General features: G+C 50.2%; 19 protein-coding genes. 7 read left to right on the forward strand and 12 right to left on the reverse strand.

The annotated features are described in order from the left end of the window. Nucleotides 1-56: 56 nt before the first annotated feature. From LLG46_08040 to LLG46_08055, 4 genes are all read right to left on the reverse strand, one after another. Nucleotides 57-2,072, reverse strand: coding sequence for a [FeFe] hydrogenase, group A (locus tag LLG46_08040; GenBank protein ID MCE5323251.1), 2,016 nt, complete (start codon nt 2,070-2,072; stop codon nt 57-59). 6 nt (nt 2,073-2,078) lie between these two features. After that, entirely contained in the window at nt 2,079-4,010 is a 1,932-nt protein-coding gene (locus LLG46_08045; GenBank protein ID MCE5323252.1) for a 4Fe-4S binding protein, read from the reverse strand. After that, nucleotides 4,007-4,516 (reverse strand): NAD(P)H-dependent oxidoreductase subunit E, encoded by a 510-nt coding sequence (locus LLG46_08050; GenBank protein MCE5323253.1) that lies wholly within the window; start codon nt 4,514-4,516, stop codon nt 4,007-4,009. Before LLG46_08050 ends, LLG46_08045 begins: the two co-directional genes overlap by 4 nt. A 72-nt stretch (nt 4,517-4,588) precedes the next feature. Beyond that, on the reverse strand, nt 4,589-5,266 hold the full coding sequence (locus LLG46_08055; GenBank protein MCE5323254.1) for a redox-sensing transcriptional repressor Rex: 678 nt from the start codon (nt 5,264-5,266) through the stop codon (nt 4,589-4,591). Nucleotides 5,267-5,765: 499 nt separating this feature from the next. On the opposite strand from LLG46_08055, the gene LLG46_08060 reads away from it, so the two are divergent. Further along, the gene (locus tag LLG46_08060) at nt 5,766-6,683 is read left to right on the forward strand and encodes a DUF4434 domain-containing protein (protein MCE5323255.1); all 918 of its coding nucleotides are present in this window, start codon (nt 5,766-5,768) and stop codon (nt 6,681-6,683) included. A 134-nt stretch (nt 6,684-6,817) separates the two neighbouring features. On the opposite strand, the gene LLG46_08065 is transcribed toward LLG46_08060, so the two are convergent. Continuing rightward, nucleotides 6,818-7,468: a GNAT family N-acetyltransferase gene (locus LLG46_08065; GenBank protein ID MCE5323256.1), complete on the reverse strand. Its 651-nt coding sequence runs from the start codon at nt 7,466-7,468 to the stop codon at nt 6,818-6,820. Nucleotides 7,469-7,758: 290 nt separating this feature from the next. Between LLG46_08065 and LLG46_08070 the strand changes: the two genes are divergently transcribed. Together LLG46_08070 and LLG46_08075 are read left to right on the forward strand one after the other, a co-directional pair. After that, nucleotides 7,759-8,568 (forward strand): GNAT family N-acetyltransferase, encoded by an 810-nt coding sequence (locus LLG46_08070; protein MCE5323257.1) that lies wholly within the window; start codon nt 7,759-7,761, stop codon nt 8,566-8,568. Between the two features lie 185 nt (nt 8,569-8,753). Then, a complete protein-coding gene (locus LLG46_08075) occupies nt 8,754-9,737 on the forward strand; it encodes an SUMF1/EgtB/PvdO family nonheme iron enzyme (protein ID MCE5323258.1) in 984 nt (327 codons plus the stop codon). A gap of 236 nt (nt 9,738-9,973) precedes the next feature. Here the strand turns inward: LLG46_08075 and rpoD are convergent, their stop codons facing one another. From rpoD to LLG46_08095, 4 genes are all read right to left on the reverse strand, one after another. Beyond that, nucleotides 9,974-11,068, reverse strand: coding sequence for an RNA polymerase sigma factor RpoD (gene rpoD, locus LLG46_08080; protein ID MCE5323259.1), 1,095 nt, complete (start codon nt 11,066-11,068; stop codon nt 9,974-9,976). 118 nt (nt 11,069-11,186) lie between these two features. Next, entirely contained in the window at nt 11,187-13,001 is a 1,815-nt protein-coding gene (gene dnaG, locus LLG46_08085) for a DNA primase (GenBank protein MCE5323260.1), read from the reverse strand. A gap of 128 nt (nt 13,002-13,129) precedes the next feature. Further along, a complete protein-coding gene (locus tag LLG46_08090) occupies nt 13,130-14,026 on the reverse strand; it encodes a hypothetical protein (GenBank protein ID MCE5323261.1) in 897 nt (298 codons plus the stop codon). A 22-nt stretch (nt 14,027-14,048) separates the two neighbouring features. Next, entirely contained in the window at nt 14,049-15,803 is a 1,755-nt protein-coding gene (locus LLG46_08095; GenBank protein ID MCE5323262.1) for a polysaccharide deacetylase family protein, read from the reverse strand. A gap of 254 nt (nt 15,804-16,057) precedes the next feature. Between LLG46_08095 and LLG46_08100 the strand changes: the two genes are divergently transcribed. Then, entirely contained in the window at nt 16,058-18,172 is a 2,115-nt protein-coding gene (locus LLG46_08100; GenBank protein MCE5323263.1) for a glutamine synthetase III, read from the forward strand. Nucleotides 18,173-18,225: 53 nt separating this feature from the next. Here the strand turns inward: LLG46_08100 and LLG46_08105 are convergent, their stop codons facing one another. Next, the gene (locus LLG46_08105) at nt 18,226-20,862 is read right to left on the reverse strand and encodes a M48 family metalloprotease (GenBank protein ID MCE5323264.1); all 2,637 of its coding nucleotides are present in this window, start codon (nt 20,860-20,862) and stop codon (nt 18,226-18,228) included. Between the two features lie 142 nt (nt 20,863-21,004). Here LLG46_08105 and LLG46_08110 point away from each other — a divergent pair, with 142 nt between their 5' ends. The 3 genes from LLG46_08110 to LLG46_08120 all read left to right on the forward strand — a co-directional run bounded on the left by LLG46_08110 (nt 21,005) and on the right by LLG46_08120 (nt 22,516). Continuing rightward, nucleotides 21,005-21,271 (forward strand): bacteriophage holin, encoded by a 267-nt coding sequence (locus tag LLG46_08110; protein MCE5323265.1) that lies wholly within the window; start codon nt 21,005-21,007, stop codon nt 21,269-21,271. 147 nt (nt 21,272-21,418) lie between these two features. Continuing rightward, nucleotides 21,419-21,958, forward strand: a complete 540-nt coding sequence (locus LLG46_08115) for a hypothetical protein (protein ID MCE5323266.1) — start codon at nt 21,419-21,421, stop codon at nt 21,956-21,958. 27 nt (nt 21,959-21,985) lie between these two features. Next, nucleotides 21,986-22,516, forward strand: a complete 531-nt coding sequence (locus LLG46_08120; GenBank protein MCE5323267.1) for a GNAT family N-acetyltransferase — start codon at nt 21,986-21,988, stop codon at nt 22,514-22,516. Between the two features lie 71 nt (nt 22,517-22,587). Here the strand turns inward: LLG46_08120 and LLG46_08125 are convergent, their stop codons facing one another. Beyond that, nucleotides 22,588-23,862, reverse strand: a complete 1,275-nt coding sequence (locus LLG46_08125) for a hypothetical protein (protein ID MCE5323268.1) — start codon at nt 23,860-23,862, stop codon at nt 22,588-22,590. Nucleotides 23,863-23,883: 21 nt separating this feature from the next. Further along, nucleotides 23,884-25,428, reverse strand: coding sequence for a tetratricopeptide repeat protein (locus tag LLG46_08130; protein MCE5323269.1), 1,545 nt, complete (start codon nt 25,426-25,428; stop codon nt 23,884-23,886). Nucleotides 25,429-25,544 lie beyond the last annotated feature (116 nt).

Consider the following 25,544-nt stretch of genomic DNA (forward strand, 5'->3'; position numbering starts at 1 on the left):
CAGACTAGTCTAGTACGAGTCTATCACATCTGCGGTTAACACAAAAGCATGCGCCTTTATTGCTTTTGCATTATGCGCTCAAGCTCCTTGTCCAGCGCCTTCACAGCTTTCTCGATAGTGCATTTGTGTATCACTGTGTCGCCGACCGAGATCGTCGGTCCCCGGTCACATGCTTCAAAGCAGAAAGTAGCTTTCACGTCTACGGCGTTTTGCAGCCCGCGCTCCTCAATTACTTCGATCAACTGGCGCAGAAGCTGTTGTGAACCCCGAACCATGCAGCTTGTCCCGGAGCACACGCTGATCGGCAGTTTCTCTTTATCCGTGCCGCTCAAGAGGTCCAGGTCACTATCCGCTATGCGTTTGCGACTGCGATAGCCCGTGTGGAGCAGATTATGCGCTTTCTTGCCGCCGACTTTGCCCAGGCAGTTCGAGTAGCACTCCGTGACCATATAGTTTTCCTGAGATTTGTGGAACTCCAGCATCTTGTCGGAGTCATACAGGCCGCGAGAGCGCAGTTTCTTGGTCTCAGGGTCACGTGAGACGGGCTGACCCGCTCCACCTATGCACCCGCCGGGGCATGTCATGACTTCTACCAGGTCATAGTCACACTCACCGGCCTTGACCTTTTCAGCTATCTTTCTGGCATTTGCAAGTCCGTAGACTATGGCAAGTCTCAGTTCAATGTCGCCGACATTGATTGTCGCCTCTCGGACTCCTTCTCTGCCGCGAACGGCCTTGAAATCGACTGACCCGAGCTGAGTCCCACTGAGTTTTTCGGCTGCAAACCGCAATACGGCTTCAGTCACTCCACCCGACGCTCCAAAGATTACGCCTGCGCCGGTCTTGAACCCGAACGGCATATCCAAAGACTCGGGTTCGAGCTTATTGAACCTGAGGCCGCTTTCCTCGATCATCCTCGCCAGTTCCTGAGTAGTGATCACATGGTCCACATCATGGACATCGCCGTGCTTGAACTCAGCTCGTTTGGCCTCGAACTTCTTGGCTGTGCATGGCATAATCGAGACAACTACCAGGTCCTCCAGAGCGATTCCGAGTTGACCCGGCAGTGTTTCTTTTGCGAGCGAGCCGAACATCTGCTGAGGCGACCTGCAGCTTGACAGGTTCGGCAGCAGCTCAGGGTAATACTGCTCGGCAAACTTCACCCAGCTCGGGCAGCAGCTCGTAAACTGCGGCAGGCTTTCGCCTTTGGTCTTGCGCTCTATGAACTCGGTCGCTTCCTCGACCACTGTCAGGTCAGCCGCAAAAGATGTGTCGTAGACCCTGTCGAAGCCCATAGACTTCAGTGCCGCGGCAATCTGGCCTGTCGTGATGGTCCCCGGCTCCAGTCCGAACTGTTCACCAAGAGCGACCCGCACTGCCGGAGCAATCTGCGCAACAACTGTCTTCTTCGGGTTGTCCAAATCTTTCCAAACTTCATCCACTTCCGACCTGGGTGTCAGCGCACCTGTCGGGCATACGCTGGCACAAAGCCCGCAGTATACGCATTCCACCTGGTTCAGGTCTTTACCGAAGGCAGGCAGCACGGCAGTCTTTGCCCCGCGTCCTACGAAATCTATTGCGCCGATGCTCTGAATCTCATTACATGCCCGGACGCAGTCACCGCAGAGGATGCACTTGTTCGGGTCGCGGACAATCGACGGGCTGGTCCGGTCAACCGGGACAGGCTTGTGAGTCATCTTATAACGCACTTCCTCGACACCAAGCCTGCGAGCCAGGTTTTGGAGCTGGCAGGTAGCGCTCTTTGGGCAGGTCGGGCAGTTCTGATCGTGGTTTGCCAGCAAAAGCTCGACCGCGATTTTGCGTATCTCACGAATTTCTTCCGTGTTGGTCTTGACCTTCATGCCAGGCGCCGGAGCTGTGGAGCATGAAGTGACGATGCCGCGTCCCTCCAGTTCGACCAGACACAGCCTGCATGCGCCGTATACGCTCAAGTCCGAATGGTAGCAGAAAGTCGGTATATCTATACCGGCCTTGCGAGCCACCTCCAGGAGATTGCGTTCGCCCTCGATTGGGATTTCTTTTCCGTCTATAGTAACAAAATCGTTTGCCATAATTCTTTACACTCCACTGACAGCCTTGAACCTGCATACTTCTGCGCAGGCTCCACACTTGATGCAGATATCCGGGTTGATTACATGTGGCTTTTTCAGCTCACCGGTGATGGCTCCGACAGGGCACTTCTTTGCGCACATTGTGCAGCCTTTACACTTTGCCGGGTCGATGGTCGGCCTCAACAGCGCCTTGCATTCACCTGCAGGACAGCGCTTTTGGTAGACATGAGCCTCGTACTCGGCTCTGAAATACTTCAAGGTCGACAATATCGGGTTCGGAGCGGTCTTGCCAAGCCCACATAGCGAGCCTTTCTGGACGGCTCTGGCAGTGCGTTCCAGTGTCTCCAGCGTCTTCTCCGTGCCGTTGCCTTCCATAATGTCATCAAGCAGCGCAAGCATCTGCTTTGTCCCCTCTCGGCACAGCACGCACTTGCCGCACGATTCATTCTGAGTAAACTGCATGAAGAACCGTGCGATCCTGACCATACAGGTCTGCTTGTTCATGACGACCAGCCCGCCTGAGCCGACCATAGCGCCCACACCCTTGAGTGAGTCGAAGTCCAAGGGCAGATCGAGATGCTCTTCAGTCAGACACCCGCCCGAGGGCCCGCCGATCTGCACGGCCTTGAAACCCTCGCCGGTGACATTGCCGCGGTCGTCCGTGACTCCGCCGCCGATGTTGTATACGACCTCGCGCAGTGTGGTCCCGAACGGCACCTCTATAAGACCCGTGTTGGCCACATGCCCTGTCAGTGCAAATGTCTTTGTGCCCGGTGAGGTCTCCGTTCCGCGCTGTCTGAACTCGGCTGCGCCTTTTCCGATAACAATCGGCACAGATGCGAGAGTCTCGACATTGTTTATGACCGTCGGTTTGCCCCAGAGACCCGATTGAGCCGGGAACGGCGGCTTTGGCATGGGCATTCCACGCTGACCCTCAATTGAGGCGATCAAAGCAGTTTCCTCACCGCATACAAACGCCCCTGCGCCTTCCATTACGTTTATCTTGAAACCGTGGCCGGACCCGAAAATGTTGTCACCCAGCACGCCTATAGCCTCTGCATCTGCCACAGCACGCCGTATTCGCGCTACAGCTAATGGGTATTCAAGCCTGACATAGACGTAACCTTCGTCGGCACCTATAGCGCGCGCGGCGATCATCATTCCCTCGATTACCGAGTGAGGATTGCCCTCCATAACGCTGCGGTCCATAAATGCTCCCGGGTCACCTTCATCGCCGTTGCAGATGACGTATTTCTTCGGGCCGGGCTGGATGCGTGTGAGGTCCCACTTCTTACCGGTTGGGAATCCGCCTCCTCCGCGTCCTCTCAGACCCGAATAGAGCATCTCTTCACAGACCATCTCCGGTGTCATCTCGGTGTAGGCTCTCTTTGCCGCCATGTAGCCGCCGCTATGGATGTATTCTCGAATGTCTTCAGGGTCGATGATCCCGCAGGACTTCAAGACCGTTCTGGACTGTCTCTGATAAAATGGAATCTCGGCTGTGCCGGTGCACTGCTTGCCGCTCACGGGGTCGCGATAGAGCAGACGCTCAACGGCCTTATGGTCAATGAGAGTTGTCTGAACAATTTCGGCCACGTCTTCCGGCTTGACCTTTGTATAAAGAATGCCTTCCGGTTCGATGGTCACAAGCGGTCCCATCTGGCAGAATCCCTGGCAGCCGCTCTTTGAAAGCCGGATAGGGGCAGATGATGATTTCTGAAGGAGAGTGGAAGTGTGGTTATCACCCTCTGCCCCTTCGGCTTTCAGCTCGGTCACGATATCGAGACCGGCACTTTCAATCTGTTTTATAAACTCGGCATATACTTTAAGCGAGCCGTTTGCGACGCAACCTGTTCCCGCGCAAATAATAACCCGCCTTGAAACCTTACTTTCAGCGTTACCAAACTCACTTGCCACTTTTTCCAGTTCAGCAATCATTTCTTTCCTTCTTTCGCAGCTATCTCGTCGATGAGCGCAACGGCATGCTCCGGTGTCATCTGGCCGTGGACGTCATCATTTATCACCATAACTGGAGCCAGCCCGCACGCACCCAGGCATGAGACCGTCTCGACAGTAAACAACATGTCCGGCGTAGTCCTGACCTTATCCGTAAGACCCAGACGCTCGCGCAGGGCTTCCAAAATTGGAATCGATTTCTTGACATGGCAGGCTGTGCCGTCGCAGAGCCTGATTACGTATTTGCCCTTGGGTTCGAGTGCGAAATGGGCATAGAATGTGGCCACTCCGTAGACCTTGGCGGGCGGAAGCGAGAGCGAGGTTGCGATGTATGTTAGCACCTCCTCCGGCAGGTAGCGATATTCATCCTGCACGAGCTGGAGTATCGGGATCAGCTTCGCAGGATTGCGTTCGTACCTGTCCAGAATCTCGCATACCTTGTTGAACTGGCGTAGTTTTTTGGTTGTTTTTTCGAGCGTTTGCGGCATCACTTTACTCCTGAACCTAGTTCGTATTATGCGCTTCTCGCATAATCCGGGTCTCCGAGAGCATTATTCACGTTAATCGTGAATAATGCGGGCTAGAAATTGCGGGTCAATATCCGGTATTTTTGACGACTTGACCGATAGGACGGCCAGGCCTGATGAAAGGTCTTCATTCTGCACGACCACACCTTCGGGCACTTCCAGCACTACCGGTGAGAAATTCCAGATTGCTTCGATTCCACCGGAAACCATCACGCCGGCGACATGCTGAGCAGCTTCGGCAGGGACGGTAATAATGCCCAGCTTGATGTTCATTCTGCGCGCAAGATCAGGCAGCTTTTCCAGCGGCAAGACATCCCTGTCGTGAATTTGCGTGCCGATTTTGCACTCGTCGCAGTCAAAAGCAGCAATGATCTTCATTCCGTGCTGCTCAAAGCCTTTGTAGCCCAGCAGGGCGCTGCCGAGGTTGCCTGCGCCAACGAGAAAGACTTCCTTATGGCTGTCCCAACCAAGAAACTCCTCAATGGCCTTGATAAGTGACGGCACGTGGTAGCCGATTTTGGGTTTGCCCTCGATCCCGGTGATTGCGAGGTCTTTTCGCACTTGAATCGGTTCCAGCTTCAGGCATTGAGCGATATGATTGCTGGAAACGATGTCGCGGCCATTTTGGGCGAGTTGCTTAAGCAAATAAAGATAGGAGGGCAGTCTTCTGATCGTAGGCAGACTGCCGACTTTTTGCTTTGTATTTTCCATTTGTATGCCTCCAGCATTTGAGCTTACAATGTGCATTCCTGCTTAATAGATAAACGGTATTGATAAATTATTATCTATATTATGCCACCTCGGATCGGCAATGTCAATAGGCAATCGTGTGTTTTTTAACGATTTATTTGCGTAAAACCAAGAGGATTGCGGGCATGACCGTCTTTTTTTGCATTTGAAAGGCAAATTGTATAACCAGGCAGGCCATAAATGTGGGTTGTGATGTGTTAAAAAGCAACTTATATAACGATTTGGCGAGTCGGGCAGCGTAAATACACCTTGTAATATCAGTTCCAAGCAGACATTGGGCTAATTGGCGATGATATTTCACCTGGGAGTTGTTCGTATATCGTGAGCACGCATTTGGCTGGGGAGATTGTTGACAGACTGCCTGGTTACTAATAGAATGCAGCTGAGGATTGACAGGCTGTGGGAGATGAACTACTGCCGTAACGATTATAGATAATTAGAGAGACAGAGGTATAGAACAATGAGAATTACCGGCACTTTTTTGGATGAGATAAGCGTCGATATCCCACACCAGAATTGGGGATATGCCGAATGGGACCTGGATTTTGCGGCAATGAAAGCCGTTGGGATAAAGACCGTGATCCTTATTCGCTGTGGCTATATGCAGTGGATGACATTTCCGTCCAAAGTCCTTGGGCAGATGAGGGGTGGCTATAATCCGCCGGTGGATCTCGTCCGAATGTTCCTTGAGCTTGCCGCCAAGCATGATATGGCATTCTACTTTGGCCTGTATGATTCGTATGAATATGTGCAGAACAATCAACTCGATAAGGAACTGGATATCAACCTTAAGCTCATAGACGAGGTTTGGGCTATGTATGGCGGCTATCCCGCCTTCAAGGGTTGGTATTTGACACATGAGTTCAGCCGTTTCAAGTCGGATGTGATGGACGTATATGCGTCGATCGGGCGGCATGCCAAGGAGGTCTCAGGTGGGCTTCCAATATTGATCTCTCCGTATATCGAGGGCAAAAAGATATTGTCTGAGGGCATGACTGCAATTACTCCAGAGCGGCACGAAGCAGAGTGGGACCAGATAATGTCTACGCTCAATGGAGCGGTGGATATAGTTGCGTTTCAGGATGGGCATGTGGATTTTAACGAGCTTGAGGAGTTTCTTGTCATTAATAAGGCGCTTGCCGATAAACATGGAATGCAGTGCTGGACCAATTCCGAGACATTCGACAGGGATATGCCGATCAAGTTCCCTCCGATCAAATGGGAAAAGCTGCTTCTTAAGCTCAATGCGGCTGAGAGGGCAGGCTATGAGAATGCTATCACGTTTGAGTTTTCACACTTTATGAGTCCGAACTCCTGCTATCCGCAGGCACACCATTTATACAAGAGATATTGTGAGCACTTCGGAATATCTATATAGACGGAAAGCGCAATCAACACGAAGGTCTTGGTGGCTGTCATCCAGGAGACTCGGAATGGTGGTCTGCAACACAAGCACATAATGTTTGGATTGCTCCCTCATTCCGATATCCTGGGAGAAAAACAAAGTCCGGCTCATAGATTTTTTGGTATGTCATCGCAGCCAGGGCAAATGTCATGGCAGGTTACTCCGGCAGAGTAAAAACGCTCTTCGCGTGAAGCAAGCCATTCCTCCCGGAGCAGGTCACCGATCCATATATCGAACCATTGCCCGTGCGCATAATGCTCTCTTCGTAAAATGCCGACATCTTTGAATCCGACATGCTTGAGAGCTTTCTTGCTCGGTTCATTGCCGACCAGCACATATGCATATAACTTACTCAGACCGCCCGGAATGATGCAGCTAAAGGCATAGTCCGTCGCGAGCATCTCCGCGACTGTGGCAATGCCCTTTCCCCACCATTGTTTATCGCCGATTAGGATGCCTAACTCAGCATGACTGTGGGCAAAATCGATGGAATCGATGCCCATGGAGCCTACCAGGCTGCCATTTGCATATATTCCCCAGGTAACTGAGTCTCGGTTTTCGCTTACCCGTTTTAACCAGTCTCTCTCCTGCATTATAGACGCGGGATATTGCATCAGCATATAGTATCTGACTCGATTGTCATTTATCCATTCGCTGAACTGCCGTATGGCTGCTTCCTCATCTTTGAGGAGGCCGAGTTCCAGATTTACTGTGCCATCTCCACGATCATAGGTTGCTACAAGTTTTGGTCCAAACAAGATTTCTCTCCAGATGTGTAAGTAAGTGACATTTTAGCACATAGTGGGTTTCATTGACATCTGTATCTAGATACTATATTTCAACTGAGCCCGGTGCAGTATGGGAGCTGCTTTTGCAGTTCTGATAGTGCGTCGGGCTTTGATGATTTTGGGAGTGTGTTGTTCGACGGCTTCGGCAGCGAGATTGCCGAATTAATAGGCTATACGAGATTTGCTGCTACCGAAGCAACAAAACAGGCTCGACCTATGCTATAATGCTGTTCAAAATCACATAGCATAAAAGGTATCCTATGATTATTGAGCTTGAGCCAAACGCCTTTCGAACTGTAGTTCCATTGTTTGATACGTTGTATATAAAATTTGTTATCAACGCTTTAGTAGCGGGCAATTGCCACGGCAGAATATGGGTAGATGATCCGACAGACCCGAAATCTGTTTTTCTTTGGAACAAGGGTCCACAATACTACGTTGCAGGATGCGCAGACAACAAGATATTTAACGACGCTATCAAACAAGTAATCATCCACGAAATTGCACCTGCACCTGATTCCTATATGATAGTCTATTACAGCTCAGATGCCTGGGCCGATAGACTTCCAGACATTTTCTCAGAGCGGGTTTTAGTAAAAGCTCCACGCTATCTTTATGAATTGGATACTCTGAAAATACCTGATTGGCACGAGCATGTTCCTCAAGGCTGCCAAATAGTCCCGATAAACCGGCAGCTACTTGCCGAAACTCATCTTGCAAACTTGGAACAAGTAACAGATGAAATCAAGTTCATGTGGCCATCTATCGACTTGTTTTTTGAAAGAGCATTCGGATTTTGTGCGTTACATAATGATCAGATTGTCTGCTGGTGCACAGGCGAGTATGTTTATGACAACCACATCGGAATAGGCATTGAGACCGTAGAGAATTACCAGCACAAAGGTTTTGCAACTCTTACAGCCTCCGCTTTTGCTGAACATTGCATTTCAAATAACATCAAAGCTCATTGGGACTGTTGGGCACGAAATACCCCATCTTCTCTGACAGCAGAGAAAGTTGGCTTTTGCAAAGTAGCCGACTACACTGTCTTTTGGGGTCAAATAGATTGATAATTTCCCTTAGTATCTATCAATCCAATATTTCGGCGACTTCGGCAGCGAGATAGCTGGAAATTGACAGGCTGTGCGAGATTGGCTGTTGCCGAAGCAACTAAAGGCAGTAATTATTTGGCATGAATCTTGCAGGCATTATTATGATAATGGATGAGTCAGATGCCTGATGGTAGGAGGAAGTGATGTCGATACGAACATATGCATTAATGCTAATGGCGGTTTTGATCTCGGTTACACCGGCTCAGGCGGATGTATACAATCTGGGCGCCGGATATACAAATCTTGAAACAGTATTTGTGGGTGATCCGGGCAATACGGGCGAGCTTTCAGGATTAAGCGCCGGAGGATATGGCACTGATCGAATCTGCGGTTCGGTCGATTATACTTACAGCATTGGCAAGTATGAAGTAACCGCCAAGCAATACACCGATTTCCTCAACTCCAAGGCAAAGTCCGACCCCTATGGTCTATATAGTACCAGTATGGCAAATGGCTGTCATATTCAGCGAACTGGAACATACGGAGACTACAGCTATATAGTGGAAGATGATTGGGCGAATCGACCGGTAAACTATGTGAGCTATTGGGATGCCTGCAGATTTACCAATTGGCTTGGTAACGGCCAGAAAGATGGCGATACCGAGACCGGGGCATATACTCTAGACGGCTACACTGGCAACAAAGGGATTACTATTCAGAGAAATGCCGGTTGGAAGTGGGCCGTTACCAGTGAGGACGAATGGTATAAGGCCGCCTACTACAAGGGTGGCGGGACCGATGCCGGTTACTGGGACTATCCCCACCAAAGCGATTTCATCGACACCGGCATGGCCAACTATTATTCTTCTGTGGGACATACGACCAGCGTCGGCTCCTATGCGTATGCCAGTGCATACGGCACATACGATCAGGGCGGTAATCTCTGGGAGTGGAACGAGACTGTGTACGAGGATACGTATTACGATCTCCGCGGTCTCCGCGGCGGCATGCTCGACAGTTTCGACCGTGACCTAAAGGCGACATTCCGCCATAGCATGGGTGCTCCATCGGGTGAAGAATCCAATATAGGCTTTCGTGTCTCAGCAGCAGTCCCCGAGCCATCCTCGATCATCGTTTTACTTGGCGGAATGGCAGGACTTTGGGGAATAAAACGGCGCTCTAGATAAAAACGAGAATTCTCGCAAGAGCTTAGTAGATTATCGCTGACTAATTACTGTGCTATTCGTTGCTTCGGCAGCGAGATAGCTGTAAATTGACAGGCTATGCAAGATTGGCTGCTACCGAAGCAACTTGTGAAGTTGAAATAATCAATACAAAATCTCAAATACTAAATCAGTCAAAAAGCCCACCTCATAAAGGCGGGCTTTTAACTCACAACTCATTAACACAAAACTCGAAACTATTATTCGAGATAATCTCGCAGTTTCTTGCTCCGGCTCGGGTGTCGGAGCTTCTTCAGCGCTTTGGCTTCGATCTGGCGGATGCGCTCGCGAGTGACCTTGAAGTGTCTGCCGACCTCTTCAAGGGTGCGTGAGTAGCCGTCATCCAGACCGAAACGCATCTTCAGCACGTCGCGCTCGCGGGGAGTCAGTTTATTGAGAGACTCCTCGATCTTTTCGCGCAGGATCATATTGGATGCCGCCTCAGCAGGCGATATCGCTTCCTGATCCTCTATAAAGTCGGCCAGATGGCTGTCCTCTTCCTCGCCGATTGGCGTTTCAAGTGAAAGCGGCTCCGGCGCGATTCGTATGATCTCGCTTACCCTGTCAGTCGGGATGCCCATTTCGCGGGCGATCTCGTCCGAGGTGGGCGCTCTACCAAGGTCCTGCAGCAGTTGGCTGGAGGTCTTGATATACCGGTTGATCGTCTCGACCATGTGGACCGGGATTCGGATCGTTCGGCCCTGGTCCGCTATTGCACGGGTGATGGCCTGTCTGATCCACCATGTGGCGTATGTGCTGAACTTGTATCCTTTGCGATAGTCGAACTTCTCGACCGCGCGTATAAGGCCGATGTTGCCCTCCTGGATCAGATCAGGGAAGCTCATTCCCCGGCCAGAATATCTCTTTGCAATGCTTACAACCAGTCTGAGGTTGGCTTCCGTGAGGACGGCCTTCGCCTCTTCATTACCCACCTCGATCTTCTTTGCAAGCGAAATCTCCTCATCCATCGTAAGAAGCGGAGTCTTGCCGATCTCTCGCAGCCACATCCGAACGGAGTCGTCCAGGGGCATGCCTTCCATCTCGGTCAGGTCGACCTCGGCGGCCTCGCCCTCCTTGGCACCATGCTCTTCCTCATCGGTTTCATCAAAGCCCTGCGGCTCCTTGATCCTCTCGACTATGCGAATCCCTTCGTCCGCAAAGGTCTGCAAGATGTCATCGACTTGCTCCGCGCTGAGGTCCTCGTGGCTGAGGGCATCGTTGATCTGATCGTATGTCAGAGCACCGTTTCGCTTGCCCTCTTCTATAAGCTTGTGCAGTTTCTCACTGCCCTTCATCTCAACAGCCACTTAAATCATCTCCCTTCAACCGGCGGAGCATGACCAGATTTATACCACTCGTATATTTGATCATAATGCTGGTTAATTACCTATATAGAACAGCAGCCACTTTTTGCTAACGCCGCCATGGACTGGACGTTTCTTTGACCAGTTTTGCCCATTCTTCATACTCAGGATCGTCACGCTTGATTTCACCTGCTTGAATCTTGTCGGCCAGAGCGCGCATCCGCTGACGCTGTTCATTTTTTTTATGTTTTTGTATTACCTGGATCAACTTATCGGCCGGATGATTAAGCTCGGAATCATCTATATCCATAAGCAGGTCCATAAGCAATTTCTCACAAGCAGTATCCGCGATCTGAGATCGCAACTGCTCCATGTTAATTTTTCCCGTCTCGGAGTAGAGTCTACTCACAGCCTTCGCCAAAAGGCGTGTCTGCTCTCCACTAAACTCCTTCGGCGAAAACACCTCAAATACCTTGCTTGCATCAAGGTTTTGAAGAATTATTATACCCAATAATAAACGTTCCGAACGTTCGACCAGACTCGGCTTCGCTAGAGGCTTCTGCGCCGACCCATTAGTTTCCTTCATTACTTTTTCAGGCCGATATTTTGTGCTTCTGGCAACTTTTGCCCGGGCATTATTAACCTCAGCCCTTAAATGATCTTCTGCAAGAGTCGTGCCGGTACTGAAGTTCGGATGATATTTTGCAAGACTTCTTATCAACCTTTCGCGGTCCACAACGCTGTCGATCTCGGCCAGGACCAATGCGATCTCTTTGAGCGCGTTTGCTTTGCCCTCGTCGGAGTGCATATCGTGCTTATCGACAATCAGCCTGATCTTGAAATCCGGTATGGGCACCGCCGATGCGATCACGTTAGCAAAACCCGACACATTGCCTCCACGAAGCATGCTGTCCGGATCCTCGCCTTTGGGCATACTCAATATACGAGTATTGAAGCCCGCGCGTTCAAAAATCGGTGAACTCCTCAGGGCGGCTTTCATGCCCGCCGAATCAGAGTCGAACGAGAGGATCACGTTTTTCGTGAACCTCGCAATAACATTTACGTGTTCTTCGGTGAGAGCCGTTCCCAGCGTTGCCACAGTGTTTTCAAATCCAGCCTCCTGTGCGGCGATCACGTCCATATAGCCTTCAACTATTAAGACGCTGTCAGACGACGTAATAGCCTTTCTGGCAAAGTTGAGGCCGTACAAAGTCCGATTTTTGATGAACAGCGGCGTCTCCGGCGAGTTGAGATACTTCGGCTCGCCATCTCCCATCACCCTTCCGCCGAAACCGATCACCCGTTCCTGCGAGTCCAGGATCGGAAACATCAGGCGGTCTCGAAATACATCGTAAAAACCCTGCGAACTCTCTCGCGGCTTGATAAGCCCCGCCTTCACGGCATCCGCCGGGCTGACACGTTCCTGCTTGAGATAATTGAGCAGGTTGTCCCAACCATCGAGCGCATAGCCCAGCTTGTATTTTTCAACGGTCGAGTCGACAATGCCGCGTTTTGCAAGATACTCTTTAGCTTTTGACGAGCCTGCCAGCATCTTCCGAAAGAAAGTGCACGCCAGATTGTTTGCCCTGAACAGGCGCTCCCGTTCGCTTAATGCTCTGGCGGCCTGCTGTGAGCGCTCAATCGTGACACCGACCTTTCGCGCAAGCTGTTCAACGGCCTCGCCGAATGTCAGGTTTTCAATTTTTTGCACAAAAGAAAAGACGTCTCCTCCTTCGCCGCACCCGAAACACTTCCAAAGCTGGCGGTCCGGGTCAACATTAAAGGACGGCGTCTTTTCATTGTGAAAAGGGCACAGGCCCTTATAGGTTCTGCCTGTCTTCCGCAGAGCTACATGCGCGGAGATTATCTCCACCAGGTCGCACCGTTCGCGGATCTCCTCCACGGGGTAGCGGAAGGTGTTCAATTCAATTCACCTTTTCATGGTCGGATAGTCCGATGGTCGGATGGTTTGATGGTCAAGACTAAGGACGTAAGTTCAAAACCATCAAACTATCAGTCTATCAAACCATCAAACCTAAACACATAAAAATCTTACTTAAGAGTAATATCATTCGGGACCATAGCGATGGTCACACCGACGAGTTTGTTCTTAAGGAATGTATACAGTGCTCTGTTCTTGTTTACGTAGCTCGCTCGCAGAAACCGGCCTACATACTTCTGGTTCTCAGGGTAACCGCATACCCATAGCGCAAGTTTATAAGTATCGCCGAGTTGAAGCCCGCTCTTTGTCTTGGACAGACCCCATGGTCCCGCGCCGCCGACAGTGATCTGTGTGACCAAGCCGTCGGTGATAATGAACTCCAGTGTGATGCCGTTTTGGAGGTCGTAGGTCCATGTGACCTCTTCTTCAGAAAGAGCTGCGCTCGACCCTCCGGTTGACTGAGACTGTGTTGGAGCCCCCTCGCCGGGCATAGTCATACCGGGCAGAGCCGGCAGGCCGCCGGATGTCGTGCCCATAATGGGGTTCTGCAGTCCGACCATACTCGCTGCCATGTTGACGCCCGAAGCAGCCGACGCGTAAGGGTTATATGTTCCACCTGCCACAGGCATCGCCGACGTATAGGCAGGTCCGCCTTCAGGTGTGGCGTTCTGATCCGTCTGTGGAGAGCCGACCGTGACCCTGGATGGGTTGCCCCACTTGCCGAGTATTTCTCTTGCCGGACGTCCAAGGCGGATACCGGCGAGACTGTCTTCGGGAACACCGGTTTTGTAGAAAGCCCGTCCCTTTGTAACAGATGAGCCTTTGATGATCTTTGCCGGCACGTATACTTTTGACGAACCCTTGGCTGCCCATAGACTGCCTGAAGCCAATGAAGATATTAATACTGCCCCTGCCAATATGACAGATGCTCTCCGAATCAAGAACATGGAACCTAACTCCTCAGTTTGCGAGACGACTCGCTGTCTTATAGCACTTATACTTCTCATCGCCGTTTTCCTTCGCCTTCGGCTATTTTTTTACTTCATTCTCTGTCGCCAGTTCAGATATAGTCACAAATGTGTAGCCTTTCTTCTTAAGCGCATCGATGATATCCGGCAGTGCCTGCAGGGTCACCCCCTCCAGGTTGTGCATAAGTATTATTCCCCCCGGCCTTGCCGATGAGACGACGTACCTGAACATTTTTTCTTTCGACGTACCTTCGACCGATGCGCAGTTGGCAGTCCAATAGACGGCCGTCATGCCGAGCTGTTTGACGATCTCAGGCAGTCGCTTGCCTGCCCGCGCTCCAGGCGGCCTGATAAAATGTGTGCCTCTGCCGGTTATCTTGCGGACACACACCGATCCGGCAGCTATTTCCTGCTCTATTTCCTTGGGGCTGAGAAACTCCAGCGCCCGGTGGTTATACGTATGGTTTTGGATATCGTGACCCTCACCAGCCATGCGCTTGACTATATCAGGGAAAGCCTCGGCCTGCTTGCCGACTACGAAAAAAGTCGCCCTGACGCCTTTTTGCTTCAAGATATCGAGAAGCACGCCGGAATCGGGTTTGGGTCCGTCGTCAAATGAAAGCGCTATTATCTTCCTACTTGTCTTGACGCCATAGAGCTTGGCAGTGTTCCCGCGAGTGCTGTTGAGCCTTGCAATCAAATCGGATGCGTCCAGATAATTCGGGTTTGCCGCGATTGTCCGTTCCAGCGCATCGACCGCAGTCGGTTCATCATGCATCTTGACGGCGCAGTGTGCCAGATTATAGTTGATCCCTGCCCGCGAGGGCTTCAGACACATAATTCTCCAAAGCCGCGCCCACAATTTAATCGCTTCATCGCCGGAGACAGGCTCTGATACTGCGCTCGACACGGCATTTTGCACCATCACCTGGATGCTCTTTTCGCTTACAGCGGACCCATATGTGTCGGTGCCGATGATCTTGACCGTGTGAGTGCCGTTTGCAAACCGGGTCGTATCCCATGAGTATGAAAACGGCGGATTATTGGTCATCCCGACGAATTTGCCGTCCACATGAAACGAAACAATGATTACGCTGTCCGCCTTGCTGAGGTCGGCTTTTAGTGTGATCGTGCCGGAGACCTGAGGCAATTTGGAAGGTTTTGTTTTGTAGTCCGGGTCCTTTATCGGCCAGCCGGTGAATTGGATTGGTGCGCTTTTGAGGAACGTCATCAGGCAGCCTATGCGCTCACCAAACGCATCGTCCGAAGACTTGTCCTGAAGAGCCGTAAGCAGGGCCATTGCCTCGGAGTAATCGCCTTTGCTCATCTGACACAGCGCGCTCATCGCCTGCAGAGACTCATCCTCGCCCGCGTCGACCGCATATTTTCCCGACTCGATGGCCTTCACATACTCTGTCGCGCCTTTTGTGGGCAGGTCACGAGCCTGGGAAAAACATTCTGCTGCTTCCTTGAGCTTGTTCTTGCTCAGGTAATTGAGCCCTTTGCAGTAGTATGCGCAGGAGCAGTGCTTGTTGAGGTCAAGCGCCCGGTCAAACTCGGCTACGGCACCTTCGGAACGGCCTCCGCAAAGCAGAGTTACGCCCAGCGCGACATGTGCCAGCGTGTCACCGGAGTTGCAGGCAAGAGCTTCTTTCAGAGCGGCTGCGCTCTCATTTGTCTTGCCCTGTTCCAGTTCGCTCAGGCCGTCCGCTACATGCCCCAAATAGTCCTCAGGCGCACAAAAACATGCGCTGCCTGCGAAAGTCAGCAGCGCCGCGATTATCGTGATAACATGAAATTTGTGTATAACGTTCAACACCCCTTACATGACGAAAATTTCAGGTAAATAGTTCAGTGGACGGTGCAAATCATCCTGCAAATGCGTGTGCATTGCCCATATGCGTACCTGCCGATACAAACGCTTAAACCTTGCGAAACAAACATGAAACAATTGGCTAGGATAATAGTACCGAAAAACTGAGCCGTACGGTGTTATTATAATAGCACGAAAATGCAAGGGCGCATCCGCGGCTATGTAAGCCTGGATTCAATAAGAGAGGAAGATAACTGATGAGTAACCTAAATGGAAGCGAGCCGGTCAGCAGTTTGTACGGCTCCAATGTATTCAGCGAAGCGGTTATGCGTGAACGCTTGCCCAAGGATGTATACAAGTCCATCAAGCGCACAATTGATGGCGGCGCCCCGCTGGATCCGAGCATAGCCGCTACTGTGGCAAGTGCAATGAAAGACTGGGCCATCGAAAAAGGCGCAACACATTTCTGCCACTGGTTCCAGCCGATGACCGGTGTGACCGCTGAAAAGCATGATGCATTCATATCCCCGACAGGTGACGGCCGCACTATTATGGAGTTCAGCGGCAAGGAACTTATTCAGGGTGAACCCGATGCTTCATCGTTTCCATCCGGTGGGCTGCGTGCAACATTCGAGGCTCGCGGCTATACGGCATGGGACTGCACTTCCCCGGTTTTCGTCAAGGAAAGCGGCGACAGCATCTCTCTGTATATTCCGAGCGCGTTCTGCTCATATACCAGCGAGGCGCTCGACAAGAAAACTCCTCTGCTTCGCTCTATGGATATCCTGAGCAAACAGGCTGTCCGCGTGCTGCGTGCCCTCGGCAACACATCATCCAATCATGTGACCGCCACACTCGGCCCTGAGCAGGAATATTTCCTGGTCGATGCCGATTTTGTTAAAGAGAGAATGGATCTTATCCTGTGCGGACGCACTCTCTTCGGCGCGCCGCCGCCCAAAGGTCAGGAGATGGAAGACCACTACTTCGGCACAATCCACGAGCGAGTGGCGTCATTCATGACCGAAGTCAACGAAGAACTCTGGAAACTGGGCGTATCGGCCAAAACACAGCACAATGAAGTATCGCCTGCTCAGTATGAGCTGGCTCCCATATTCGCGACTGTCAACGTCGCCACAGACCACAACCAGCTCACCATGGAGACCATGCAGAAAGTGGCCATCCGCCATGGTTTCGTCTGCCTGCTGCATGAAAAGCCCTTCGCCGGAGTGAACGGTTCGGGCAAGCACAACAACTGGTCTATCGTGACCGATGACGGCATCAATCTGCTCGATCCGGGCAAGACCCCGCATGAGAACGAGCAGTTCCTTATCTTCCTGTGCTCCATAATCAGAGCGGTCGACAAGTATGCCAAGATACTGCGCGCAAGTGTGGCGACCTCCGGCAACGACCATCGTCTGGGAGCCAACGAAGCACCGCCTGCGATCGTCTCGATCTTCCTCGGCGATCAGCTCACCGATATATTCAAGCAGCTCGGAAACGGCGGCGCGAAGAGCAGCAAGTCCGGCGGAGAACTCAAGCTGGGTGTCAGCACACTGCCCAAGCTGCCGATGGACTGCACCGACCGCAACAGGACATCGCCGTTTGCATTCACAGGCAACAAGTTCGAGTTCAGAATGGTCGGCTCGACACAGTCTACTGCCGGTCCGAACTTTGTACTAAACAGCATCGTGGCCGATGTGCTCTCGGAAGTCGCTGATGCATTGGAGAAAGCTCCGGACGTGAGCGCCAAGGCTCAGGAAATCCTGGCCAAGATCGCAACCGAACATAAGAAGATTATCTTCAATGGTGACAACTACACAGAAGAATGGACCGTTGAAGCGGAGAAGCGTGGTCTCCCGAACATTTGCAACTCGGTGGATTCGCTCGATGCTATGCTGGAGCCGGATGTTGTCAAGCTCTTCTCCAAGCATGGGGTCCTTTCCGAGCATGAGTGGCATGCGCGCTACGAAATCCTGCTCGAAAGATACTGCAAAGAGATCAATATTGAGGGTCTGACCACGATAAATATCGCAAAGCGCCAGATTCTGCCGGTCGCGATCGAATATTCGAGCATGGTCGCAAACACCATCAACTCGGTGAAGGCTGCAGGCGCAACCTCAAAGGCTCAGAGCAAGATACTGACCGATGTCTGCTCACTGATCGACGACCTGCAGGTAGGCATCGTCAAGCTCGAAGAGGCTGTCGAAAAGTCCGCATCTGTCGAGGATGTGCCGAAGCAGGCTCGCGCTTATCGTGACAGCGTAATTCCGGCAATGGCCGAGGTCCGCAAGGCTGTCGATGCACTTGAGATGATAGTGGATGCAGATATGTGGCCGCTGCCGACATATGCGCAGATGCTGTTTGTCAGGTGATCGGCTGATAATAAAATAGCAAAAAGCCGGGGCATTTTGTCCCGGCTTTTTTATTACGTGTATGGAATGAAACCATAGATGCCGGTACTGATCGGCTCCGTGGGCTGCTGATCCTTTGGAGCGCGTTCCCAATGCACTTTGATCGAATCCAGTATACGGCCGGGATGCATGGCTTCATATATACTCCAGATGTAATCCTTTGCAGTCTCAATGTTCGGTGCGCAGACCAGCAGCGACATTCTCTTCATCTTCAGCGGTGAGCCGTCAAGGTCAATGGTCGATACCCACGCCGTGCATTCAGATGTTGACTCTTCACACGAAGTCAGCCCCTTGAATATGCCGGGAAGCAATTCCTCAACGGGTGTTGCGTCAGGGAGAGTCTCCTTGCATACGTTTAATGCTTCAAGAAGCAGGCTGTGCGCACGTTCTTTATTTTCATTTTGATATTCTATGTTCGCAAGACAGAGTAATGACGATGGACTGAATCCAAGCTCAACCACTGCTTCCAGGTAGTGTTTCGCCTTTTCCATCTCCCCTGCATCAAAACAAATTCTGCCCACTGTCCCAAGGGTTTTTGGTCCCGGCTCTTTTTCAAGAAGTGTATTTATCATATTATCGGCATCATCTGCATGTCCAAGAAATGTTTCTGCAACGAGTGCGCATAGCATAACCTCATAATCATCGGGTTGTTCCTTTTGAATGATCGCGATCTGCTCATTTGCCGCTTTTGCTCGCCGCAAGTCAAGCAGCACCTTGGTCAAAAGCAATCGCAGCGAATGATCGTTCGGCGCCAGGCTCACTGCACGTCGTATGTTGAACAGGGCTTCATTTAGTTTTTCGCGCTCCCACTGACATCTCGCAAGCAGCGCAAGCACGGTCGGCTCATTAGGGTATCGCGCTGCAGCGTCAATCAGATAAACTTCAGCAGCGTTCCAGCTTCTCTGCAGCGCAAATGCCCATCCAAATCCCCATGTCAACGTGCCGACGAGGTTGCAGCGGCTGTATATAGTGTTGATTGACCGATTCGAGGCGTCCGCGTTGCCGAAATAGGCCTCAGATACGCCGTTAGCCAAAAGAGCCTCGTCACATTTGGAGCTGGCCATGATAGCCAGTCTTGAAGCGGCGAGTGCTGTCTTGTAGTCGCATTCCTTGAGAGCGGCATAGGCACGGTCTGCCCAATATCTCGCTAAGTTTGCTCTGCCCATCCTGAGCGGCTTGGCTTGATTCGAAAGCATGGCCTCAAACTCTTTGTCGTTCGCGTCATCAGGATCAGGATTGCACCTCAGCTTCTCATCTACCAGTCTGTAACTTGGGAATGGAAGCCCAACGCGCTCACTGTAACCCATAATTCGGAACAGAGCAACACAGATCACAAGGATGGCTGCCATTATCAAAACAGCCAGAATAGATGCGCTACTGAGCAAGCCTACTATGAAAAACATCAGCGTGAACACACCGATAATAATGAAGAGCGCCTGCCATCCAGTAAACTTCATTTGGCCGATCGATTTTTTGCGAATCCAGCGCGCCAGTCTATTCGTATCATCCTGCTCAGCCAAGCTGATGACTCGCTCGATCTCGTCGGCAATTTTCCTGGCCACAAAATCCGGGTCTCTGATTAGACTGATTGCGGGTTCGCCTGCCTCTGAAATTTCACCCTCACCCCACATCGCCAACCTGTCGGCTGTGGTCGGGTGGGTGTTGAAATCACCTGGTTTGCTGTTCGCAAGTGTCTTATTCACCAGTTCAGTTCGCTCTTCACCATCTGCCGGGGAGAGTCTGGCGTGAAGCCAGTCCGTGAAACTCTCATCGCGTTCAAGATGCATCAGACGCTCTTTGAACGTCAGGTCCCGGCCTTTTATTGAAGCGATATCTGTTGCCAGCAGTGCACTCTTGCACGCGCCTGCTCCGCATATCCGGGCAGCCAAACGGTCTGCCGCGAACTCATCTTGCCTCATATATGCCGATACAAGTTTGAGAGCGAGTTTTGCAAATTGTCCTGCGATGCCCGAGAGAATCTCAGCGAGATAAAACCGCTGCTTTGCTTCATGGACAGAAGAGCACAATGATGAAAGCTCCTGCGACATCTGGATACAGCGATATGTGCCGTTTATGACGACATTGCGATACCCGCGATTGATCAGTTTTGCATGAGAGAGTTCATGCGCCATTATCGCAGCCAGTTCTTGCTCAGAGAGGATCGCCAGCATATCGAAACCGATCATAAGTCGAGTGCTTCCCTTGCCGGTTCGATAGCCGGATAGATGAACCGAGGCATTGTTTTCCATTTCAAGGACTATCCCATCAGGCGGCACAACACCAATTTTGCTGGCCAACTCTGTTGAAAGCTCATATAGCCTCGGCGCAACTGATTTTGGGAGTTTGATATGGCAGTCTCGGCTCTCCTCGAACTTGAAACTGCGAATGATTGTGATCAGCAGCGAGTATACTGCCTGTGTGGGGGCTATAATCTTTCCAGCCAACCCGATCCTCGCAGCCGGTATTATTAAAGCAATATCCATAGCAAGAACGACCAAGGTAATTGCAATAGCGCCAGCGCCAAATACATAGCTCAGCAAAGAAATCAGAGCACACCAGACAAGCAGAGCCGTGTGAGCGCTTCCAGACAGTGGCTTTTCAGGCTTGAGACTTTGCGTGGTTTTGCTCTGCTTTGCAGAATCAATCGTCATATTCGATCTCCCCGCCGATGAAAATCGGTTACATATACCAATAATGTTCGACCAAAGTTACATTTCGACCTTCAGTTGCTTGTTACCGGAGTCAGTATGGGAATAAATCAACCGAATTACCAACAAAAGGAGGCATATTACGATGCGGCTAAACATATTGGCCTTTGGTCTGACCTGCGGAATAATGTGGGGTTTCGGAGTTTTCTTTCTCACATGGTGGATAATGGCATTCATGGGTGTGACGAATGACCCTATCGTGCTTGGTTATATGTACAGAGGCTATAACATCAGCCCAATTGGAAGCGTTATTGGATTGGCGTGGGCTTTAGCCGATGGGTTTGTAGGCGGCGTGATATTCGCCTGGTTATACAATCTGATAACAAGCAAGATGCATCCATCCAACGAGTGAACTCTATCTTGAATCAGCCAAGATAATTTTGTGTCGGTTACAAACGTTGAGTGGGAGGGCGGACACGGTCATCTGTTTCCAGGACAAAAAAACAGTGCTATGGGACGTCTATAACAGTGACAGACAAAAAATATGGAGGAGAAAGCTATGAAGTATTGGATTGCAATTTTTGTTCTGGCACTGGCATTGGCAGGTTGCGGCAGGCAAAACGTCAATCTTCCAGGTTGGGCGCCCAAAAACCCTTCTTCTGGGTTCGTCAGAGCTGCAAATGCGCTGAAATCGTTCCCGGACGGATCCGACAAGGCGCAAGATGCCCGTCTTCATCAAATCTTGGTGCCTGCATGGGAGTTTTTAGGCACACTTGGCGATGATCAGATCAGCAGTCTGACCAATAACAAGCAACTCCGTCTGCCCTACGGTTCATTAACGAAAGCTCAGCAGAGCCTGATCTCCAGCTTTTTTGAGACCTATCGACAAACAATGAAAAATGTGCCTCCCAGTGACGACTGGCCAAGTGATGAATTGGCAGAGATCGTTAAACTCGGCGCAAAACAAGACTTGTCGAATGTGGATATACAACTGGATATCAGAGCAAACAATCTGGTGCGATTTGCCTGTGTTATCCAATATCCGAATGGAAGCGAGAGTAAGCCACTGCCTCTTATTGGTTTGGGATATATGCGCTGAAAACCGTCAGACCAATTGGAGGTGTTATTGGACTTTGGTCGACGGGTTCGTGGATTGGCCTGGCAGTTGTCTTGCTGTTATACTATGGATATGAAAGACATTGCCCAAGAGTTTCAGTTCATGGACCCGGGACATCTTGTCGACGAAGAACTTGAACTCATACTTGTTGAGAGGCTGCCTGGCGATCCTGCGCGCGCCTTTGTTCCTGCCTATGTGTTCGATATGCGTGTTGACGGCCAGAAGGTCGGTGGTATCAACCTGCGAATCGGCAATACTGATGGTATTGTCACTTACGGTGGACATATCGGGTATGTCGTTGAGCCTGAGTCACGCGGGCATCATTATGCTGAGCGGGCCTGTCGACTGGTTTTTCCATTGGCTAAAAATCATGGTCTCACAATCCTCTGGATAACTTGTAATCCAGATAACATACCTTCTCGTAGGACATGCGAGCGGTTGGGGGCGACTTTGGTCGAGATCGTCGATCTTCCCGAAGATAACAATATGTATCAGCGGGGGGAACGTGAAAAGTGCCGATTTAGGATTGATTTAGATTAAGCAATTCACACTAAGTAAATTGCATCTCCCATATTACGAACACATGTCTTTGATATAATCAAGACCGTATATTACTTAATTTCCCCTGGGTTTGCATACTGCTTCATTACGTCAGAGTATGCACTTTGTATCTCTGCAATAGAGGGCTGCCTCAGGGCTGCTTGATGTGCATAAGACTCCGCCTCGGACTTCCTTCCCAACTTAATCAGCAGTGACAAGCAGTCTCTAAGTCCTTCAATATCTCTGGGGTTGAGCGCAAAAGCTTTTTTGTATTCGATTACTGCATCTTTCGGCCTGGAGCTTTCGAGGAACCTGGCATAGCTGAAATGAATGCCGGCTTCGCATGGACCGAGCGTCAATGCTTTTTTATAATGCTGCCAAGCTAAGTCCATCTGATCGTTATAGAATGCTGATTGTGCAAGAAGCATGTGTGCATACGCAGAGAAAGGGCGCAGCTTTACTAATTCTTTGGCACAAGAAAGCTGATCATTGAGTGTGGAAACAGTGAAGTAGTGGATTATGTTTAAGAAAGCTTCTTTTGAATTCTCAGTCGATGATTGGAGAGGCCTATAATTCTTTGGCTCATTGATTTTGCGCGTGATTGCGGCCAATTGGTTTGCGGTGCATGTTCCGATTGCAGTAGTGTAGCCCAACTTTTGACTATGTGCGCGTGTATGGAATATACCAACCATGTTGCCCGTGTTTGATGAGATGACCGGCGAACCGGGCCAGACAGACTCGACCTCCTGACTGGTATCACGCATCCACAACATAAGCGGTTGGCCATGCTTAACACCCACGGCTGTCACAGTTAATTTGTCTGTACATAGATCAAGCTCACTTTCCATACGAACTTTTTTTGTATTATAGAAGGATATTAAGACACGATCTGTGTCCAATATCTCTTGCTCTTTTGCAAGCGAGAAGGCGGGATGCTTGGTCCATGGCAATTTCAGAATGGCAACGTCCAATTTAGGATAAATTGCTACAATTCTTGCCTCGCAAATGTCGCCTAAATAGGGGCTGATGACATAGGGATTACTTAACCCTGTAAAGTTGTTGTAGCGGTGTGACTGCACAATATACTCGCAACTTGCAACTAAATACCTGCCATCTCCAAACACAAATCCGGGACCTATTTTCCATGAATTGCCCCATGAATTAATAATTATCAGCAGTGCTTCAGGATCAAGCTGCTTCCCGTTTTCAAATGTGATGGCTTCCTGCTGTTTTACCTTAGGATTCTGTATTTGATCTGCATTAATGCGTAGGCTGATGGTGCCAACGCTAACCAAAATAAATAGTATGCAAACTAATTTAGATATAACTCTGGGATGAGACTCCATTCGTTCCTCCAGCAGCAACCATCATTCACTGATCCGTTTTCGCAGCTTGTCTATCTTTTCGGCTGAAATAATACTCGACTTGTTGAGCGCGGACGCCTTGTCCAGCGCATCCAGCGCCAATTGGTAGTCTTGCTTCTTATAATTGCAGATGAACTCCGCATATGCATACCAAATCCTCGGATCATCTGGTGCCAGTTTCAGTAATGCCGCGTATTGTGTTTGTGCATCGTCCAATCGACCCAACTGCGCAAGCAAATCAGCCAGAGTCAACCTGTATGCCGGATTCATGGGAACAAGCTTAACTGCTTTCTCTGAGAGTGTGGCCGCTTCTTCGGGTTTTTTAAGCTGTTCCATTACATTAGAATAGACACTCCATATCTCAGCAATCGAGGGCTGTCTCTGGGCAGCTTGATGCGCAATAAACTCTGCTTCGGACTTCCTCCCCAACTTAATTAGCAGCGATAAGCAGTCTCTAAGTCCTTCTATATCTCTGGGGTCAAGTGCAAGAGCTTTTTTGTATTCGATTGCAGCATCTTTCGGCCTGGAGCTTTCGAGGAACCTGGCATAGCTGAAATGAATGCCGGCTTCGCAAGGACCGAGCGTCAGTGCTTTTTTGTAATGCTGCCAGGCCAGGTCTATCTGATCGTTATAGAATGCTGATTGTGCAAGAAGCATGTGCGCATACGCAGAGGAAGGGCGCAGTTTTATAAATTCTTTTGCATATTTAATTTGGTCATCGAGTGTAGATGCAGCAAAATAAAGAATTATGTTCGAGAAAGCCTCTTTTGAATTCTCTGTCGATGCTTGGAGGTGCTTACCACTCTTTGGCTCATTGATTTTGCTTGCAATTTCAGCCAATTGATTTGCAGTACATCTTGCAGTTGCAGGTCTACCCATACCTATGTCATCGACTATTCCACTGAGCACACCAATCACATTGCCTGTCTTTGATGAGATAACCGGAGAACCACTCCAGCCCTGCTCAATTCGTTGGCTGTCATCTTCCATCAACAGCATGCGAGGTTTATTGTGTTTTATGCCTGCGGCCGTTACAAGAAGCCAATCAGTACATAAATCAATTTTCCCCTCCGTAAAGACTCTTTTTATGTTATAGGAAGATATTGATACATTATCCGTGTTCAATACTTCCTGCTCATTTGCAAGCGTTAGAGCGGGATGCTTATTCCATGGTAATTCAAGAATAGCAACGTCCAACTCAGGATCTGCAGCAATAATCCTGGCCTTACTTATGTCTCCCCAATAGCGGCTGATAACGTAGGGGCTCTTTAATCCAATAAAGCTGCCGAACTCATTACAGCAATCGACATTGTGATAGTTGGTGGCTATATATCTTCCATCTCCAGATACAAATCCGCATCCCGCGTTTATTTCGTCTGCCCAGATATCAATTGTTACCACCAGCGCTTTGGTGTCAACTATCTTTCCTTTATTACCTGACAGACCTATAGTGTCAGCAATTTTATGGCTTTCTGTTTGAATGGCAGTACACGGCAGACAATTACTGAGTAAAACGACAAAAATGGGAATGCAATGGTATCTAATCACAGTTAACTCCATGATTTACTTGCTGATGTGATGCGGTAGACTCACACGCATTCTATCTGCGATCGTTCAGACTGTCAACAATATCCTCTTCTACAATTGATTAGTTCCAACACCTT

Source organism: bacterium (assembly GCA_021371935.1).
In the GTDB taxonomy this organism is placed as follows: Bacteria; Armatimonadota; UBA5829; order UBA5829; family UBA5829; genus UBA5829.

Bases quoted from the DNA above. Each gene is read 5' to 3' on its own strand.
- LLG46_08075 (MCE5323258.1), top strand. From the start codon at position 8,754: ATGTCGATACGAACATATGCATTAATGCTAATGGCGGTTTTGATCTCG.
- LLG46_08060 (MCE5323255.1), top strand. From the start codon at position 5,766: ATGAGAATTACCGGCACTTTTTTGGATGAGATAAGCGTCGATATCCCA.
- LLG46_08050 (MCE5323253.1), bottom strand. From the start codon at position 4,516: ATGCCGCAAACGCTCGAAAAAACAACCAAAAAACTACGCCAGTTCAAC.
- rpoD (MCE5323259.1), bottom strand. From the start codon at position 11,068: ATGAAGGGCAGTGAGAAACTGCACAAGCTTATAGAAGAGGGCAAGCGA.
- LLG46_08100 (MCE5323263.1), top strand. From the start codon at position 16,058: ATGAGTAACCTAAATGGAAGCGAGCCGGTCAGCAGTTTGTACGGCTCC.
- LLG46_08105 (MCE5323264.1), bottom strand. From the start codon at position 20,862: ATGACGATTGATTCTGCAAAGCAGAGCAAAACCACGCAAAGTCTCAAG.
- LLG46_08115 (MCE5323266.1), top strand. From the start codon at position 21,419: ATGAAGTATTGGATTGCAATTTTTGTTCTGGCACTGGCATTGGCAGGT.
- LLG46_08045 (MCE5323252.1), bottom strand. From the start codon at position 4,010: ATGATTGCTGAACTGGAAAAAGTGGCAAGTGAGTTTGGTAACGCTGAA.
- LLG46_08125 (MCE5323268.1), bottom strand. From the start codon at position 23,862: ATGGAGTCTCATCCCAGAGTTATATCTAAATTAGTTTGCATACTATTT.
- LLG46_08090 (MCE5323261.1), bottom strand. From the start codon at position 14,026: ATGAGAAGTATAAGTGCTATAAGACAGCGAGTCGTCTCGCAAACTGAG.
- LLG46_08040 (MCE5323251.1), bottom strand. From the start codon at position 2,072: ATGGCAAACGATTTTGTTACTATAGACGGAAAAGAAATCCCAATCGAG.
- LLG46_08055 (MCE5323254.1), bottom strand. From the start codon at position 5,266: ATGGAAAATACAAAGCAAAAAGTCGGCAGTCTGCCTACGATCAGAAGA.
- LLG46_08070 (MCE5323257.1), top strand. From the start codon at position 7,759: ATGATTATTGAGCTTGAGCCAAACGCCTTTCGAACTGTAGTTCCATTG.
- LLG46_08110 (MCE5323265.1), top strand. From the start codon at position 21,005: ATGCGGCTAAACATATTGGCCTTTGGTCTGACCTGCGGAATAATGTGG.